Raw genomic sequence first — 18,142 nt, forward strand, 5'->3', positions numbered from 1 at the left:
ACGATAAGGCAGGTGAGAAACCTGCCCGCCGATAGACCAAGGTTTCCTGGGCGACGCTAATCGTCCCAGGGTTAGCCGGGACCTAAGGGGATTGCCGAAGGGCATACTCGATGGATATCAGGTCAAAATTCCTGAGCATCCGATAATACTGATGGAGTGACGGAGTGATGCAGTATCTGCGTGCTGACGGAATAGCACGTTGAATAGTGTACCTATAGGGACTATAGTTAAATGCGTAGTCCTTGGGGAAACTAGACAGTACATAGCGACTACGGTCAATGTGATAACGATACGAAACGCTTCCGAGAAAACCTTCTAAGATTATATTATTGGATCCCGTACCCCAAACCGACACAGGTGGTTAGGATGAGTAATCCGAGGCGCTCGAGTGATTCATGGCTAAGGAACTAGGCAAATTAGCCCCGTAACTTCGGGAGAAGGGGCGCCTACTTACTTTGTAAGAGGCCGCAGCGAAGAAGTCCAGGCGACTGTTTAACAAAAACACATGGCTATGCGAACTCGAAAGATTCAGTATATAGCCTGACACCTGCCCGGTGCTGGAAGGTTAAGAGGGGGAGTTAGTTTTAGGACGAAGCTCTGAATTGAAGCCCCAGTAAACGGCGGCCGTAACTATAACGGTCCTAAGGTAGCGAAATTCCTTGTCGGGTAAGTTCCGACCTGCACGAATGGTGCAACGATCTGGACGCTGTCTCGGCCATGAGCTCGGTGAAATTGAAGTAGCGGTGAAGATGCCGCTTACCCGCAACGGGACGAAAAGACCCCATGAACCTTTACTGCAACTTAACGTTGGCCGTTGGCCAGGAATGTGTAGGATAGGCGGGAGACTATGAAGGAGTGTCGCCAGGCATTTTGGAGTCATTGTTGAAATACCGCCCTTTCCTGTTTGACGGTCTAACGAGCGTATGCTCGGACATTGTTTGGTGGGTAGTTTGACTGGGGTGGTCGCCTCCAAAAGAGTAACGGAGGCTTTCCAAGGTTCCCTCACGACGGTCGGCAATCGTCGGAAGAGCGCAATGGCATAAGGGAGCCTGACTGCGAGAGAGACATTTCGAACAGGCACGAAAGTGGGACATAGTGATCCGGTGGTACCGCATGGAAGGGCCATCGCTCAAAGGATAAAAGGTACTCTGGGGATAACAGGCTGATCTCCCCCAAGAGCTCATATCGACGGGGAGGTTTGGCACCTCGATGTCGGCTCGTCACGTCCTGGGGCTGGAGAAGGTCCCAAGGGTTGGGCTGTTCGCCCATTAAAGTGGCACGCGAGCTGGGTTCAGAACGTCGTGAGACAGTTCGGTCTCTATCTGTTGCGGGCGTAGGAAATTTGAGAGGCTCTGACTTTAGTACGAGAGGACCGAGTTGGACACACCTCTGGCGTACCGGTTGTTCCGCCAGGAGCATCGCCGGGTACCTATGTGTGGAGCGGATAAGCGCTGAAAGCATCTAAGCGCGAAACCCACCTCGAGATGAGATTTCCATATAAGGGTTGTTATAGATGATGACGTTGATAGGCTTCAAGTGTACGTGTAGAGATACATTCAGCTGAGAAGTACTAATCGCCCAAAAGCTTTTCTTTTACGGTTAGCACTCTAGTAATAGAGTGCTAGCAAAGTTTTTCCTTTTCACTGTCAAATAACTGATTAGTATTAGTTATTTTGGATTAGTGATTAGATTCGATAATCAAAGACATTAAGATATTGATGGTGTCAATGACGTGGGTGTTCACCTCTTTCCATTCCGAACAGAGCAGTTAAGCCCCACAGTGCTGATGGTACTGGGTTAACCCCCGGGAGAGTAGGTCGACGCCACATTCATTAGATATAGAAGGTTAGTTAACACATGATGTTGACTAACCTTTTTTTTGTGGCTATACTTTTTTTTTAAAATAGTCCAATAAATTAGTATCTATTGGACTATTATGGTCTACAAATAAAGCATTAGTGCTGTTTATTTCCAACCTTTGAATTTCGGATTTTTTCAATTTCAAGTTGAACTTGACACATCATTTCTCTGAATTGAGCTACATTTTGTTGATCATTTTGACTATTGGCTTTTAATGAAGTTCTCATGATAATATGTATTTTATGTGAAAATTTAGTGTTTATTAATTCTATGAGAAAACGAAGAACAATAGTATCTCGTTTTCATAGTATAAGTTTATTAATTATTAGTATTAAAAGTATCTTAATAACACTTAATAAGTGTAAATGATAATCAATATCACTTAATATTAATGATATTATAACGCTTAATTTAACTTTCGAACATAAAAAAAGGTTCAAAACATAATTGTTATGAACCCATAATTGTATAATATTTTTTGTAATTAAATTTCTTCATCAATATCTAATTCATATTTCTCAAGAGAATCTAATTGAGTTTCCCATTCATTTTGATCAAAATTATTATCATCATCCATTGTTTCAGAATCAATATTTAATAGTAATTGATCATTCATATCAAAAGTAGCAAAATCTTCCATTGTAGCTTTATATTTTATTTATTATGTGTAATATAACCTATAATACGCCACTTATTGAGGTAAGTTTTTGCTGTTAAATTTTGTTTAATATAAATGTCAAATTCTTTTTCAAACACTTTTTCTTTTAAATAAAGGGCCCGTTTTTAATGGATGAATAACATGTGAAATTTTGACCCGAATCATATTAGATTCATTGATATAGCCTTCTGTAGGTATAGAGTAAGAACGTTCATTTATATATTGAAGCGTTACTAAAATATTTTTGTATGCTCGTCTAGTAAGTCCAATGTATATCCTATTACTACTAATTTTTGAATTCTTATCATTTAAAGTACTAAACGGTTCACATCCAAGTGTACAATAACCAAAAAATGTTGAAAATTTTATTGAAGGGTTGTATCGAAGTCTATAGTTTTTTTTATCGCTATCAAAAAATTGTTCTTCAAACCTTATTCTTTGTGTTAAAGTGAAAACATTAAATGGTATGTTGTATACAAAATCTTGGTAGAACCTTAATTCCTCATTTGCACGAGAACCGTTAACATACATCAGACCACCACGGACATAAAATCTATCACTAACATCATACCTTAGACCAGATCGAATTTGACCTCTTGTTCCTCCATTATCATCAAAATATTGACGATATCCAATATCACTATCAATCGAGAATTTATATGATAATTTATACCTATTGAAATAATGTAACCATAGGATATCTTGGCCAAATAAATCAGATGCAAAAAAAATAAAGAATAAGGGCAGAAGAATATTTTTGATTTTACTTTTCTGAAAAATAGTATTCATGATATTATAGAAGTAGTTGTATATGTATAATACCTAACAAATATAATTAGTCGATTTGTTAAAATAATATCATCCAAAGTTAAGATAGTGTAATTGTTTAATTTAAATCAATTGTGAAATTAAATACTAATTTCAATTATTTATCGTTACTTAATATATGTTATTGTAAGATATATATATACATGATAAATTATCTTTATAGAAACAGATATAATACCATAATGAAAAAACAATTAACATTATTATTCTTAATGACTTTTGTCTGCACTTTGTTTGTAGGGACAGATTGTGCTGCTCAGAGAAAGAAAAAGAAAAAAGGAAAAATTGAAGAGGCACCTAAAGAAGAAAAAGGTCCTTTTAAACCATATAGCAAAGTAATAACAGATAAAGCCACTACGCAGGAAGGATTAATAACATCACATAAAGTTGAAGATAAATACTTTTTTGAACTTAGTGATGATTTATTAGGAGATGAGTTGCTAGTAGTTAGTAGAATTTCTGGACATGTTCAAGGGTTGAACTTTGGAGGGGCAGGTATGAAATCTAGACCTCAACAAGTAATAAGATGGGAGAGGTTAGATACTAAAGTACTTTTAAGATCTGTATCTTATAATAGCGTGGCAAGTTTAGACGAGCCTATTTATAAGTCGGTGAAGAATAACAATTTTGAACCTATTATTGCTACTTTTGATATTAAAGCATTGGGTAAAGATTCTACGAGTGTAGTTATTGATGTTACTTCATTCTTTACGACTGACATTCCAATGATTGGAGCTTTATCAAAAAGGGAAAGAAAAAACTTTGCAATCAAAGGTTTAGATTCTAAGAGGTCACTTATTGAATCTGTTAAAGTATTTCCTGAGAACTTAGAAGTAAGACATATTTTAACTTATAAAGGTGATAAATTACCAGATAATCAATTGACAAAAACTCTTTCAATAGAGATGAATCAGTCTTTTGTGAAATTACCTGAAAACCCTTGGCAACCTAGATACTATGATGATAGAGTTGGTTATTTTTCTGTACAACAAACAAATTATAGTTTAGATGAGCATAAAGCTGCTAAACAAAGATTTATTACAAGATGGCGTTTAGAACCATCTGATTGGGATGCTTACAACAACGGAGAATTGGTTGAACCAATAAAACCTATTGTTTATTATATAGATCCAGCGACTCCTTTGAAATGGCGACCATTTATTAAGAGTGGTATAGAAGCTTGGCAAAAGTCTTTTGAACAAGCTGGTTTTAAAAATGCGATTATTGCTAAAGACGCACCTACTAAAGAGGAAGATCCTGATTGGAGCCCAGAGGATATAAGGTACTCTGTAGTTAGATATATTACAACACCTATTCAAAACGCACAAGGTCCTCACGTGCATGATCCAAGAACTGGAGAAATTTTAGAATCAGATATTTTATGGTATCACAATGTAATGCAGCTTTTAAGAGATTGGTGTCTAATCCAAACAGCAGCAGTAAATGTTGATGCTCAAAAAGCATTATTTGATGATGCATTGATGGGGAAACTTATTGAATTTGTTGCAACTCATGAAGTAGGCCATACTTTAGGTTTACCTCATAATATGGGAGCAAGTTGTGCATATACTTGTACACAATTAAGAACACCTGGATTTGTACAAGAAAATGGAGTATCGCCTTCAATTATGGATTATGCACGAATGAATTATGTAGCTCAACCAGAAGATAAAGGTGCTGGTTTATATCCTATTATTGGACCATACGATAAATGGTCTATTGAATATGGTTACAAATTGACTAATGCCAAAACAGCTTTAGAAGAAAAGCCAATTTTAAATGAATGGATTAAAGCAAAAGCTGGAGATCCTATCTTTAGGTATGGAGCACAACAATGGCCAAGTGTTATTGATCCAAGTGCTCAAACTGAAGATTTAGGAAGTGATGCAATGGAAGCTAGTACTTTAGGTATCGCTAATTTGAAAAGAATTGTACCTAATTTGATCAAATGGACTTCAGTAGAAGGAAGTACTTACACAGATTTAGAAGAGCTTTATAATGGTGTAATTGGTCAATTTAATAGATATATGGGGCATGTCACTAATAATGTAGGTGGTGTATTAATTTACCCAAAGACTACAGATCAAGAGGGTGATATCTTTATTCAAGTAGATAAAGATAAACAACAAAGGGCGATTCAATTCTTAAATGAAGAGTTATTTGCAACGCCTAAATGGTTAATTGATTCAAATATTTTATCAAAGATTGAAGCTTCCGGAAACGTTGAGAAAATTCAGAAATTACAAAAAAGAACTCTTACGAATCTATTAAATGATGATAGATTAAAAAGGATGATTAATAATGAAGCATTGAATGGCGTTGAAGCATATACAGTTTTAAATCTTCATCAAGATATAAGAACATCGATTTGGAATGAATTAAATAGAGGCTTAAAGATTGATACTTATAGACGAAACCTCCAAAGAGTACATGTTGATATATTACTTGAAAAGTTAAATGATAAATCATTAAGTGCTACAGATATTAATGCAATTTCTAGAATGGAGTTAGTTGCAATTAATAAAGTTTGTAAAAATTCTTTAAGAAAGTATTCTTCATTATCAATAGAAAATGCTCACTTAAAGGACATTAGTGAACGAATTGAATTTGCATTTAATGCTCAATAAATTTCATTAAAAATAAAGCTCACTAATAATAAGTGAGCTTTATTTTTTTATACTAACATTAATTAGACATATTGATATATATTAATTAATTTCATATTAATATTAATTCTTTCTTTAATAACAATCTAAACTTTAAATGCGTAATCTAAAAGCGATATTATTACTGTCAATATCATTATTGATCGGATTTAGTGCAGCCCATGCACAGAAAAAATCAAAAAAAAATCAAAAGCCAAACATCCTAGTAATCTGGGGTGATGACGTAGGTTGGGGTAACGTAAGTAAATATAACCACGGAATGATGGGATACCAAACTCCAAACATTGATAGAATTGCCAATGAAGGTGCAATGTTTACTGATTGGTATGCTCAACAATCTTGTACTGCTGGTCGTGCTGCCTTTATTTTAGGTCAACACCCATTTAGAACAGGTTTACTTACAATTGGTATGCCTGGTTCTAAACAAGGTATAAAAGATGATCAACCTACAATTGCTGAACTATTAAAACCATTAGGTTATACTTCTGGTCAATTTGGTAAAAACCACTTAGGTGATAGAGATGAACACTTACCTACAAATCATGGTTTTGATGAATTCTTTGGTAACCTTTATCATTTAAATGCTGAAGAGGAGCCAGAAACATATTACTATCCAAAAGATCCTGCTTTCCATAAAAAATATGGACCAAGAGGTGTAATTCATTCTTATTCTGATGGCCGTGTTTCTGATACTGGTCCTTTAACAAGAAAAAGAATGGAAACTGCAGATGATGAATTCACAAATGCAGCAATTGCATTTATAGAAAAAGCACATAAGGAAGGTAAACCTTTCTTTGTATGGTTAAGTGCTACTCGTATGCACGTTTGGACTCACTTAAAAGAAGAGAGTAGAGGGGTTACTGGTATTGGTATCTACCCTGATGGTATGGTAGAGCACGATAAAGCAATTGGTAAAGTACTTGCGAAGTTAGAGGAATTGAAAATTATTGATAATACAATGATTATGTATTCTACGGATAACGGAGCTGAGAAATTTACATGGCCTGATGGTGGTTCTACTCCTTTTGCAGGAGAAAAAGGAACAACATGGGAAGGTGGTTTCCGTGTGCCATGTGCAATCAGATGGCCTGGTGTTATTAAACCAGGTACTATTGATAATAATATCTATTCTCATGAAGATATGATGCCAACTATTTTAGCTGCTGCTGGAGCTCCAGATGTAAAAGAAAAATTATTAACTGGTTACAAAGCTGGTGATAAAACTTTTAAAGTACATTTAGATGGTTACAATCAAATGGACTTCTGGAAAGGAGATGTTAAAGAAGCACCAAGAAATGAAATTTTCTACTTTGATGCTGCAGGTAACTTAAATGCATTAAGATACAAAGATTGGAAATTACACTTTGCAATTATGGAAGGTGCAATAAACACTGCTTATAGAAAAACTCCATCATGGCCAATCTTAATTAATTTAAGAGCTGATCCATATGAAGTATCATATAAATCTGCTCTTTATATACGTTGGTTTGCTGACAATATGTGGACATTTGTACCGGCTCAAGAATTTACTGGTAAGTTCCTAGCTACGTTCAAAGAATTTCCTCCTGTTCAAGGTTCTTCATTAGGTATTGATAAAGTATTACAATCTTTACAGTCTAAGCCTCAGAACTAGAAATAGTATTGAATTTATTATAATAAAGCCCGATTTTGATTAATTTCAAAATCGGGCTTTATTGTTTATGTTTTGTAGTCAAAATAAGTATAAGTAGTTTACAATTTTCTAGTAGTTATTAAATTACAGATTTTGTGTTTTCATTGATGCTGTTGTAATCTTCAATCCAAGTTTTTGCGGCATCTATGTTTTTAAAATATTTAATTTTCCAACCTCTGTTGTAAGCTACATTTTCAACAATTACTGTTTCTGCCTTTGATGCATTTGATACAGCTACAACTGTGGTTTTTCTGCTTATGTTATATTTACCAAGTTGAGATATTACAGAATATTTAGTTGAAAGGTTAATAGGTGTGGTTAAACCTAGACTATCAATCATTACAATGGTAAGGCTTGCATTAATTAATGCATCATTGGCTTTTATAATTGCTTCTAGCAATTGCCGTTCATTTGGCTTCCCCTCTAATGTTAATCTTATAAAGGAGGAATTTGTTGAAATAAAATAATTCATCGTTTTATACAATTAAGATAGTTACAATCTCTTATCCTAACAAAAATAGTGAAGGACTACCACACGATTATAATATTAACATGTTATTCATCTAAACATGCTTCATTAAATTAGAAAAGTACAATTCCATGTCTTCTAATTAGTCTACTTCTTTAATTTCTTGTTTAATGTTGTTAAGATATTATATCTTGTAATATTAATATATTTAAAACAAAATAATATGATTGGTTGTACTTGTGGTATAATTATTTTAAAATATTACACTCAAATGCAATTATATAAGAATCTAAAGCGTGAATGATTATAGTAATATATCATGTTTAAATTATACTTTCAATAGTTCTCTTATAAAAACTAAAAAATACAATGAGCAATCAAAAAATACCACCATCAATTAATAAAACAGTACGGTACGGTTTAGGAGTTTTGTTATTTATGGGAGGAGTTAACCATTACTTACATCCGGAATTTTATAATCCATGGATATTTGACTTTTTACCCAAATATTGGATAAATATATTAATAGGGTGTGTTGAAGTGATTATAGCACTTTTACTATTTTCTAGTAGTTATTATAAAATCGGTGGTTTATCATTTTGTATTTTAATGATATTATTTTTACCTATTCACTTTCTTGATTTGTTCAAAGACCCTCCGTATATCGGTGTAATGCCAATTGCTATAGGAAGGTTCTTATTTCAATTTGTATTAATTGCACTCGGGTATTTTATTGGAAAAGATAAACTTCCAATGTCCTATAAATAAATACACCCCGATTAAATAACCGAGGTGTAATAGCTTAAAATAAACATGATTGGAAGTTGGTATGTGATACTACAATTGTAGGTATCACATCGATTATGATCTTTAATAATTTGATTCCAATTTATAGGTTTTATAACGACAGCGTTTATCGTTAATTTGTCAAAAAAAGATTTATTTATATTACATTTTGACTTTTAACAGATGAGCAGAATTTTGAATTCTTTCTATTACTTTATTATATAAATCAAAATTATTTACCTTATCAATAAGTATATATTTGTCATCAGAAATATCTGCTTTACTAAAATCCTCATTTGTAAACCAAATCGAGAAATCGAATACAATAGATAGTTTATAAATAGTATTAGAATCTACTTCTAATATATCATCAAAAACAACATTAATTGTTTCAATTTCATCTGTTTTGAATACGAAATGATAAACATTTACACCATTCGGGAAGTATTTACCATTGGCAATAATACTCATGTTTTTACTAGAAAGAGAATCTTCTAGATTTGTAGACATATCTATAGATACAGAAGAATATAAATTTGGTGGTAGTATTGTATAACCTAAATCTGGATTACTTATTCCAGAAATGATATTACTTTGATAGGGACCAAGAAAATCATATTTATTATTTAATTGATTTTCTGCATTAAATTTAATGCCTCCGATACCTAGTATTGCGTCTGTTAAAACAAAGCTTTCACTATTTATTGGTGTATTGCCAGAGGTAACAGAATTAATTAATAGAGAAATATTCCCTTCAGGAATAGGTTCTTCATCTAACAACGAGTCTTTATTACATCCTAAAAATAAAAGGGTAACTAGGAATAGGCTAATAACTCGTAGAATCGTAAAATTTGTAATCATAAACTATATGTTTTTCTATTTTACAAATTTATAGAATTCAATCTGCTTATTTTATCAAATAAAGTTAAAGTGTTTGTAGTGTTATTAGAATCTATTTCTGAAGCCCGATTATTAATGATTTCTTGAAAGATTCCCAATCACCATCAAAAACATTCATATCAACTTTACTAGGTATCCCATCAATGCTTGCAGACTGTGTATGTTGCCAGACTGTCCATCTATTTTTTGGAGCCTGAGTTTTTTCACCATAATTGGCAATCCAAATTCGATATTTTTTAAAATGTCCTTTAAAATAATCTTTATAAAATGAGTCTCCAGTGTAAATCATAGGTTTTACTCCCCATTCTTTCTCAACAAGTAAAACAAAATCTGCTAGCCTGTCTCTCATTATTTTAGGATCAACACCATCAGTCACTTCAACATCTACAACAGGAACGAGATCATTAGCAGAAAGATTGCCAACTGTTTTTATAAAATAATCGGCTTGTTGAGTTCCAGATGTTTGAGGTCTAAAGAAGTGATATGGCCCAAATAATATGTTTTTTTCTTTTGCATTTTTCCTGTTTCTATCAAAATGTCTGTCTTTATGGTCAGCTCCTTCTGTAGCTTTAATGTAGGCAAATTTAATACTCGCATTTTGAGCATGCATATTTGCAACTCTTTCCCAGTCAATTAATTTTTGATGATGCGATACATCTATGCCATGAACTTTATATTTCTCTGGTAGTTTAACACCATAACCAACAACATTTTTGTAAAACGGTACTTCTACAAAATCTCTAACGTTTAATGCAACGTCTAATGATTTTCTAATATATGGAGCAAATAATTTATATGCTTCTGGATTTACTTTTAGGTAAAGTCCAAATCCCATGAAAAAAAGTAGGATAAAGGATGAAAATGGGAGAATATTAACTTTCTTAGACATGAATATTATATAATCAGTTTGCAGCTGCAAATATAATGAGAACTGATATATAAAGAACAGAATAATGAGAGATATTTTAATTGTGATTAATAACCTCTCATTATTCTACTTTCTCTTTAAGCCTTTGTTGCTTTTATTGAGCAGCCAACAGCTTTAGTTGTAGTTGTTGTAATTTCTTGATTGTTAATTAAAGCATTTACTGCATCTTGAACAAAATGTTTTTTAGCAGCGTCAGCATCTTTATAATTATCATCAATTGCTCCAATATATTTTACAATATACTTTCCTTGTTCTTTATTTAATAGATAAACATGTGGAGTTTTTGTAGCACCATAAGCAGGGTAGATGTTCTGACCATTATCAAATAAATAAGGGAATGTAAATTGTTTTTCTTCAGCTCTTTGCTTCATTAGTTCAAAAGAATCTTCTGGTTGTACAGAAGGATCATTTGGATTAATGGCTATAACAGGGTAACTTTTTTCTTTGTACATTTTATCCAATGCAATTATTCTATCTTCATAAGCTACAGCATATGGACAATGGTTACATGTGAATATTAAGATAACACCTTTGTTACCTTCTAATCCATTTAAAGATAATGATTTATCATCTATTCCTTTTAAGTTGAAGTTTACAGCTTCATCTCCTACATTTAATCCATGTTTCTCAACGGCTTTTGTCTCAGCAGTAGTGTTTTTACTTTCTTGCTTTTGAGAACACGACATGCTTACCGCAAAAATGGCAAGTGCTAGAATTATACTTTTCATTTTGTTCATAGTTTATTTACAGTTTAATAAATGATTTAAGATCTTCATAAGATTCAAAGTCTGTAGAGTGAAATGTTTGTTTACCGTTCTCAAGAAGAAGAGTAACAGGAATTGCACCATCCCAGGTAGGGTTTACCTTTTCAATCCAAACGTTAGCGTCAGCATCATCTAACCAAATAACTTCAGAAGTTAGCTTTGTTTTATTGATATACTTAACAAGATTTTTTTCACCCATGTCTAAGCTAACTAGAATTATTTTAGCTTTTAATTTATGCTCTTTTATGTAAGTGTTTGCTTGTTCGAAGTACGGTAACTCTTTTACACAAGGTTTGCACCATGTTGCCCAAAAATTAATAATTCTGACAGTATCGTCTTCATGTTTAAATAAGGGTTCTAAATTTTTAAAAGAATTAAACTTTAAAACAGTTTGTGTCGAGGTTGGAATATATTCATCAGCTACTAATTTAAGAGGAGTTTTTTTACAACCTATTAGAGTAATTAATATGATACTTATACTAACCAAGAGAAGTTTTTTTGTCATTTGATTATAATGAATGTTGATATTACAATAAAGTTAGTCTTTTTCTTTTAATGTTACATAAATAAGTAATAGTTCTATTTTTTATAATTTTGATTGTTATGTGATTTTTAATCAATGATTTAATAGCAGTTGAACAAAAATGAGTGTAGTAAATGCTCTCAAAATTTAAGAAAAATTGATTTATGTTTTATTTGGTACATTATGGATTCAAGTAAGATCAACTTTTAGTGATTTTTGACTGTATGAAGGATAAATCAAAAGCAATTAGAAATGTCAAAATACAAATCAAATTCGGGATCAAGGTTGTTAATTTTATCACTGCTAACATTGTTTATGATCACGCTAACTGTCTTAGTAGATGAACAATTGACTAGAAATAAAGAAAAAAAGAATAATGTAGTTCATGCCAGGACAATTAATCAAAATGACCTTCTATATCATTTTAATAATTAAGTAGAAATTATAGATTAAAGAATTGCATTCATCTATGATAGTCTTTTCGGATTAAAGAAAATGATCTATATTCATTATAAGACCAACCCCAAAGTTTTATATGAAAGAAGTAAACTACTTTTATTTAGGATTTTTTTCTTTACTCTTACTATTAAGTACTATCATGATATGTGGAATGAAACACGAAGATAAAAAAGAGAATTATTGTATAGAGAAAGTCCAAGCTGTGCCAATACAGTTTTCTAAAACAACTGGTATTATTCCATCACCTGAAAAACCATTTAGGAGGTATTTAAGAAATGGAAATTAGTGTTGGAATATTTACAAAAAAAATAGAAGCTAATTTAATTTAGCTTCTATTTTTTTAAGTCAATATTTTTTTGTTTTTATGATCAATTAATGAGGTAAAATATCTCGAATTCGACCATAAATATATGTTCCTACTAAAGAGAAGAAAAGTACAATTAACATCGACCATTTTCCGTAGCCAATCAGGATAAACATTGGAGCCGTACAGCCACCAACGAGAGCCCAACCTAAACCAAAAAATATTCCACCTAAAAGGTACCTCCAAATAGATTTTTTCTTAGGAGGAATGATTATTTTATTCCCATCAAAATCTTTTATTTCAAACAGTTTTATAAACTGTATACAAAGAGCACCAGTAACTACAGCAGAACCAATTAACCCATACATGTGAAATGATTCAAACCTAAACATTTCTTGAATTCTATACCAAGAAATGGCTTCTGATTTAGATAAAATTATTCCAAATAATATACCTAAAAGTAGATAAGTTATAAACTTAGATATTTTCATTTTTTATATTTTTAGTAACAAGGGTAAGAATACGAAAGTCATTAAAATTCCTCCAATAAAATAGCCTATACAAGCAATTAATGATGGTAATTGTAAGTTTGATAAACCACTTATAGCATGCCCTGATGTACAACCTCCGGCATATCTAGACCCAAATCCAATAAATATCCCCCCAACAGATAACATAATAATACCACGAATAGAGAAGATACTTTCTGTACCAAATAACTCACTAGGAAGCACATTATGAGGATCTGAATAAATACCTAAAGAGTGAAGGTAAGTGATTGTCTCATCTGAAACTCCTGCAAGATGGTCTCCACCTAGAAAATGATGGGTTATAAAACCACCAAGTATACAACCTAAAGCAAAAACAAGATTCCAAGATTCTGTTTTCCAGTCAAATTGAAAAAATGATGTATTTTTTCCAACTTTACAGGCAGTACATATTGTTCTGAAGTTTGATGATAAACCGAGACTTTTACCAAAAAGTAGCAATAATGCCATGACTGCCCCAATCATTGGTCCCCCAATATACCAAGGCCATGGTTGAATAATTCCTTCCATATTTGTTCGTTAATTAAAGATTTCACACAGTAAACACAGTTTTAGGCTTAAAGTAGGAGCTATTATCCTTAGTAGCTCCTACGTTTTTTTTAGCCATTTATCTTTTTCCAAGCAGTAAAACCACCTGCTATATTATGAAGGTTTTTAAAACCATTATGTGCCAGTATTAAAGAAGCTAAATAACCTCTTAAACCTTTTGCACAAGTTATATATATAGGTTTAGAAGTTGGAATTTGTTCTAGGTTATCACGTAGTGTATCTAAAGGAATATTTAAAGCGTTTTCATGAATGATTCCTGTGTTTTCTAATTCTTGAGGATTTCTAACATCAAGGATAGTTATTTCTTTATCCGTATTAAAAACTTCTTTTGCTACAGCAACATTAACTTCTTTATAAAGTCCTTTCTGAGAATTTTGAGCCACAAAACCTGCAACAATTACAGGATCTTTTGCTGGTGAGAAAGGAGGGGCATATGCAAGATCAAGATTTGGAAGGTCCTCTATTGTTAACTTTGCATAGATTGCAGTAGCTAAAACATCTGTCCTTTTATCTACACCTTTTTCTCCAAATAATTCAGCACCTAGTATTACATGAGTTTCTGGAGTATAATATATTTCAATAAACATATCTTTGCCACCAGGATAGAAACCAGGGTGAGAATTGGCAATAATAAAAGTAGATTCAAAAGGAATATTCTCTCGTTCTAAAATTTTAGGACCTGCACCTGTTCTTGCAATGGTATGATCAAACATTTCCATAATAGCAGTACCATAACCACCAGGGAAATGTTCATTAGCTCCAACAGCATTAGCACCGGCAACTCTGCCTCCTTTGTTGGAATGTGTTCCCATAGGAAACCACCCTTCAGAATTAGTTACTACGTTAGGGATAGAAGCACAATCTCCTGCTGCATAAATATCAGGCAAATTTGTTTCCATCTTAGAATTTACTATCAATGCACCATTAGGAAGCGCTTTTGCTCCCTTAGATGTTAGCATTTCAGTAATTGGTTTAACACCAATTGACATGATCAAATAGTCTGTTGGAATACTTGTACCATCATTTAAAAGTAAAGTGCCATCCTTTTCAATTTTTTCTCCTTTTTTACCTAGTTCAAGTCGAAGACCATTGTCTTCAAGAACTTTCTCGCCCATAGTAGCGAATTTATTATCCCAAGGACCTAAAATATGTTTTCCAAGTTCTACAATTGTTACTTTTTTGCCAATCTGAACAAGATTCTCAGCAGTTTCTAACCCAATTAAACCAGCACCGATGATTGTGATATTATTGGCGTTTTCAAGAGCATTTGATTTAACGATTCTATCAAAATCTTCTATCGTTTTTGCATGAGCCCAATTCTCAAATTGCTCTAATCCATTTAATGGAGGAGTAATTGCAGAACCACCCGTAGCATAAACTAGCTTATCATAGGCATATTCACCTTTAAAAGTAGTAACAGTGTGATTATCAGGGTCTATATTAATTACAGGTTCTTCTAAATGGACATCTATATTAAATCTTTTACGAAGTAATTCCGGCTTAACTACAAGGAGTTTATTTCTATCCTTTATTTTACCAGAGAAAGCATAAGGAATTCCACAGGTAGCGTAACTGATATTTGCTGTTTTTTCAAACAAAATAATTTCAGCATTTTCATCTGTTCTTCTTGCTTTTGCAGCAGCAGAAGGACCAGCAGATAACCCCCCAATAATGATAATTCGCTTTCTATTTTCCATTTCGTTGAATCTATATTTTTTAGTTGTTTTAAATTTTATGATTCAAACTTACCTATCCGATCTTTAGAGAAATGTGACAATTGTTACACTATTAAAGAAATAATAGAGGATTTATTAAATGTTGAAAATTATTAACATACAGTAGTATTTAATAATTAATTTGAATAGAGGATAAATACGTAAATAAGCCCTTTATATATCATTTATCTAACAGATTAAAGGATTAATTTGTGATTGTAGTTAATTTTAAATAGATTGATGTAGTTCATTCTATTTAAGAAACTTGTGGTACGACAATTAGCATTAATATATTACGCACTTTTATTTTTTTTGAGTTCATTTATCTTTCTACACTCTGATTCTTATGCTGATAATTTAAAGCAAAATGATCAAGAAAAATTAGAGATTTATCTAGACAAGGCTTTTCATGCGTTAAGGAATTTATCAGATTCAACTATTTATTATGCAGAGCACCTTTTAAATTTATCAAAAGGATATAATAATATTAAAGGAGAGAACTTTGCTTATCAAATTTTAGGGTCTTACTATATTAAAAAAGGTCAGATTACTTTAGGATTTGATTATCAAATGCGTGCTTTAGCATTATCTGAATCTGAAAAAGATTGGACTAATGTATCTACCATTAATAATAATATTGGGGTTTATTTTTTTCGAAAAAAAGATTACGAAAAAGCTTTAAAATATTATCAAGCTGCTTTAAAAGCCATACATAGAGATATGGAGGAGGCTCCTGAAATTACGAATGATCTGTATGATCATGAAGTAAGTATGATGCTTAATATTGGTGAAGTGTATTTGATGTGGGAACAATATGAATTGGCTCTAAAATACGAAGATGCTGCATTAATAAATGCCATGAAATATCAATTTTCGGATTCTGAAGCCTATATTTTAGCAGTTAAAGCACAAATTTTATATCAATTAGGAAAAGAGAAAGATGCACTCAAACATATTTCTGAAGCTCTTATTTATTTTAAAAAAACAGCTAATGTAGATGCACAATTAGAGTATGAGCTCATTTATGCAAAATACCAATTTGAATCAAAATATTATGATAAAGCAAGGAAGTCTGCATTGTCAGTTTTAGCGTTAAGTGAACTAAAAGAAGCAAAGCATTGGAATTGTGAAGCCTATGAATTATTGTCAATCATAGAAAAACAAACAGGACATTGGAAATCAGCTTTTCAATATCAATCAAAATATACCTTATTAAAACAAGAACTTGATAATAATGAAATAACTGCTCGTTTAACTGATATTAAAGAATCTTATAATGCTGATAAAAAGAATGCTGAAATTTATGCATTGAAAATTCAGAATGAGCTAACTGAACAAGTAGTGAGCCATCAAACTAAGTTTATTTATGTGATGGTAATTGTTTTGTTTTTGGGTATTATAAGTGTTTACTTCCTTTTAAAATTCAACAATAATATAAAGAGTGCTTACCATAAAATTTCTGAGAAAAACTCTGAAATTGAAGCTCAATCAGAAGAAATTCTATCTCAACGAGATCATTTACAGGAATATGTAGAAATGCTTGATTCTAAAAATAGAAGAATTTCATCAGCATTAAATTATGCACATAGAATACAGTCTGCAACATTACCATCTCGAAAGTCTATAGAACTTCTAGTTGATAAATTAATATTGGTATATAAACCAAGAGATATTGTGTCAGGTGATTTTTATTATTCTTCTGGAATTTTAAATAGAAATAATGAAAAAATAGGAGTAGTAGCTGGATTGGATTGTACAGGACATGGAATTCCTGGTGCTTTTATGTCTTTAATAGGTAATGGTATTTTAAACGAACTCATAAAAGTTGAAAATTATACTTGTCCAAGTGAAATTCTAGAACAATTGAATATTCGTATACAAGACACCTTAAAACAAAAAGATATTTCTACTATCCAAGATGGCATGGATATATCAATTTGTACAATTAATTATACACAAAAAACAGCGACTATAAGCAGTGCAAAAAGTTCTTGGTTGTATTTTCAGAATGATAGAATGCACGTAATGAAAGGGTGTAGGAGAAGCATTGGCGGTATTGATTTACATACACACCCTTTTGTAAGTCATACTATTGATCTAAGTTCTTCGCCAACGCAGTTTTATTTTTATTCAGACGGTTATCAAGATCAAATAGGGGGTCCCAAAAATAAGAAATTCCTTGTCAAGAGGTTTAGAAATTTAATTGCAAGCATACAACACTTAGCGCCAAATAAACAAGAAGAGCTTTTACAAAAGTCATTAGAAGATTGGAGATCAATAGATGATGAACCCCAGACTGATGATATTTTGGTGTTTGGCTTTACTTTAAAAGCATAATTAATTGGTTTGAATTTGAAATAACCATGATCAACTCTAAAAATACCTAAAAATGGGTATTGCCCTAAGTGGTGTTTAAAGGTTATATTTGTATATATCAATTAAGGAAATAAGTTATTTCTTTATCGATACCAAAAAAAGAATTTAAGTCAAATAAGTAGTTATATTTCTTACAT

16 protein-coding genes and 2 rRNA genes (1 of these 18 cut by a window edge) are annotated in these 18,142 nt (G+C 32.1%); 7 read left to right on the top strand and 11 right to left on the bottom strand.

Going from position 1 to position 18,142, the window contains the following annotated elements; genetic code table 11:
• Positions 1-1,594 (top strand): 23S ribosomal RNA (locus KM029_RS24145) (it extends 1,283 nt beyond the left edge of the window).
• Between the two features lie 123 nt (positions 1,595-1,717).
• A 5S ribosomal RNA gene (gene rrf, locus KM029_RS24150) occupies positions 1,718-1,829 on the top strand.
• 126 nt (positions 1,830-1,955) lie between these two features.
• On the opposite strand, the gene KM029_RS27085 is transcribed toward rrf, so the two are convergent.
• The 3 genes from KM029_RS27085 to KM029_RS24160 form a co-directional block, all read right to left on the bottom strand.
• Complete coding sequence (locus tag KM029_RS27085) at positions 1,956-2,087, bottom strand: hypothetical protein (RefSeq protein WP_260412675.1); 132 nt, start codon at positions 2,085-2,087, stop codon at positions 1,956-1,958.
• A 257-nt stretch (positions 2,088-2,344) separates the two neighbouring features.
• Positions 2,345-2,500 carry a hypothetical protein gene (locus KM029_RS24155; protein ID WP_158631207.1) on the bottom strand — a complete coding sequence of 52 codons (156 nt, stop codon included), beginning with the start codon at positions 2,498-2,500 and terminating at the stop codon, positions 2,345-2,347.
• Between the two features lie 108 nt (positions 2,501-2,608).
• Positions 2,609-3,307 carry a DUF2490 domain-containing protein gene (locus KM029_RS24160; protein WP_144076364.1) on the bottom strand — a complete coding sequence of 233 codons (699 nt, stop codon included), beginning with the start codon at positions 3,305-3,307 and terminating at the stop codon, positions 2,609-2,611.
• A 221-nt stretch (positions 3,308-3,528) separates the two neighbouring features.
• Between KM029_RS24160 and KM029_RS24165 the strand changes: the two genes are divergently transcribed.
• A complete protein-coding gene (locus tag KM029_RS24165) occupies positions 3,529-5,973 on the top strand; it encodes a zinc-dependent metalloprotease (RefSeq protein WP_144076365.1) in 2,445 nt (814 codons plus the stop codon).
• A gap of 136 nt (positions 5,974-6,109) precedes the next feature.
• Positions 6,110-7,645 (top strand): arylsulfatase, encoded by a 1,536-nt coding sequence (locus tag KM029_RS24170; RefSeq protein WP_144076366.1) that lies wholly within the window; start codon positions 6,110-6,112, stop codon positions 7,643-7,645.
• Positions 7,646-7,763: 118 nt separating this feature from the next.
• Here KM029_RS24170 and KM029_RS24175 read toward each other — a convergent pair whose 3' ends face one another.
• Positions 7,764-8,156: a hypothetical protein gene (locus KM029_RS24175; RefSeq protein ID WP_144076367.1), complete on the bottom strand. Its 393-nt coding sequence runs from the start codon at positions 8,154-8,156 to the stop codon at positions 7,764-7,766.
• Positions 8,157-8,522: 366 nt separating this feature from the next.
• Between KM029_RS24175 and KM029_RS24180 the strand changes: the two genes are divergently transcribed.
• Positions 8,523-8,921, top strand: a complete 399-nt coding sequence (locus KM029_RS24180) for a DoxX family protein (RefSeq protein WP_144076368.1) — start codon at positions 8,523-8,525, stop codon at positions 8,919-8,921.
• A 180-nt stretch (positions 8,922-9,101) separates the two neighbouring features.
• Here the strand turns inward: KM029_RS24180 and KM029_RS24185 are convergent, their stop codons facing one another.
• The 4 genes from KM029_RS24185 to KM029_RS24200 form a co-directional block, all read right to left on the bottom strand.
• Positions 9,102-9,800, bottom strand: a complete 699-nt coding sequence (locus KM029_RS24185) for a hypothetical protein (RefSeq protein WP_144076369.1) — start codon at positions 9,798-9,800, stop codon at positions 9,102-9,104.
• Positions 9,801-9,891: 91 nt separating this feature from the next.
• Complete coding sequence (locus KM029_RS24190; RefSeq protein ID WP_158631208.1) at positions 9,892-10,674, bottom strand: glycoside hydrolase family 25 protein; 783 nt, start codon at positions 10,672-10,674, stop codon at positions 9,892-9,894.
• 170 nt (positions 10,675-10,844) lie between these two features.
• On the bottom strand, positions 10,845-11,495 hold the full coding sequence (locus KM029_RS24195) for a thioredoxin family protein (protein ID WP_144076371.1): 651 nt from the start codon (positions 11,493-11,495) through the stop codon (positions 10,845-10,847).
• A gap of 16 nt (positions 11,496-11,511) precedes the next feature.
• Positions 11,512-12,036 carry a TlpA family protein disulfide reductase gene (locus tag KM029_RS24200; protein ID WP_144076372.1) on the bottom strand — a complete coding sequence of 175 codons (525 nt, stop codon included), beginning with the start codon at positions 12,034-12,036 and terminating at the stop codon, positions 11,512-11,514.
• Positions 12,037-12,589: 553 nt separating this feature from the next.
• Here KM029_RS24200 and KM029_RS24205 point away from each other — a divergent pair.
• Positions 12,590-12,799 (top strand): hypothetical protein, encoded by a 210-nt coding sequence (locus KM029_RS24205; RefSeq protein WP_144076373.1) that lies wholly within the window; start codon positions 12,590-12,592, stop codon positions 12,797-12,799.
• A gap of 86 nt (positions 12,800-12,885) precedes the next feature.
• Here the strand turns inward: KM029_RS24205 and KM029_RS24210 are convergent, their stop codons facing one another.
• From KM029_RS24210 to KM029_RS24220, 3 genes are all read right to left on the bottom strand, one after another.
• Positions 12,886-13,308: a YeeE/YedE thiosulfate transporter family protein gene (locus KM029_RS24210; RefSeq protein WP_144076374.1), complete on the bottom strand. Its 423-nt coding sequence runs from the start codon at positions 13,306-13,308 to the stop codon at positions 12,886-12,888.
• A gap of 3 nt (positions 13,309-13,311) precedes the next feature.
• Positions 13,312-13,875: a YeeE/YedE family protein gene (locus KM029_RS24215; protein ID WP_144076375.1), complete on the bottom strand. Its 564-nt coding sequence runs from the start codon at positions 13,873-13,875 to the stop codon at positions 13,312-13,314.
• A gap of 89 nt (positions 13,876-13,964) precedes the next feature.
• Complete coding sequence (locus KM029_RS24220) at positions 13,965-15,611, bottom strand: FAD-dependent oxidoreductase (protein ID WP_144076376.1); 1,647 nt, start codon at positions 15,609-15,611, stop codon at positions 13,965-13,967.
• Between the two features lie 330 nt (positions 15,612-15,941).
• On the opposite strand from KM029_RS24220, the gene KM029_RS24225 reads away from it, so the two are divergent.
• Complete coding sequence (locus tag KM029_RS24225) at positions 15,942-17,966, top strand: tetratricopeptide repeat protein (protein WP_144076377.1); 2,025 nt, start codon at positions 15,942-15,944, stop codon at positions 17,964-17,966.
• Positions 17,967-18,142: the final 176 nt, after the last annotated feature.

The sequence above is a fragment of the Flammeovirga kamogawensis genome, assembly GCF_018736065.1.
GTDB lineage: Bacteria > Bacteroidota > Bacteroidia > Cytophagales > Flammeovirgaceae > Flammeovirga > Flammeovirga kamogawensis.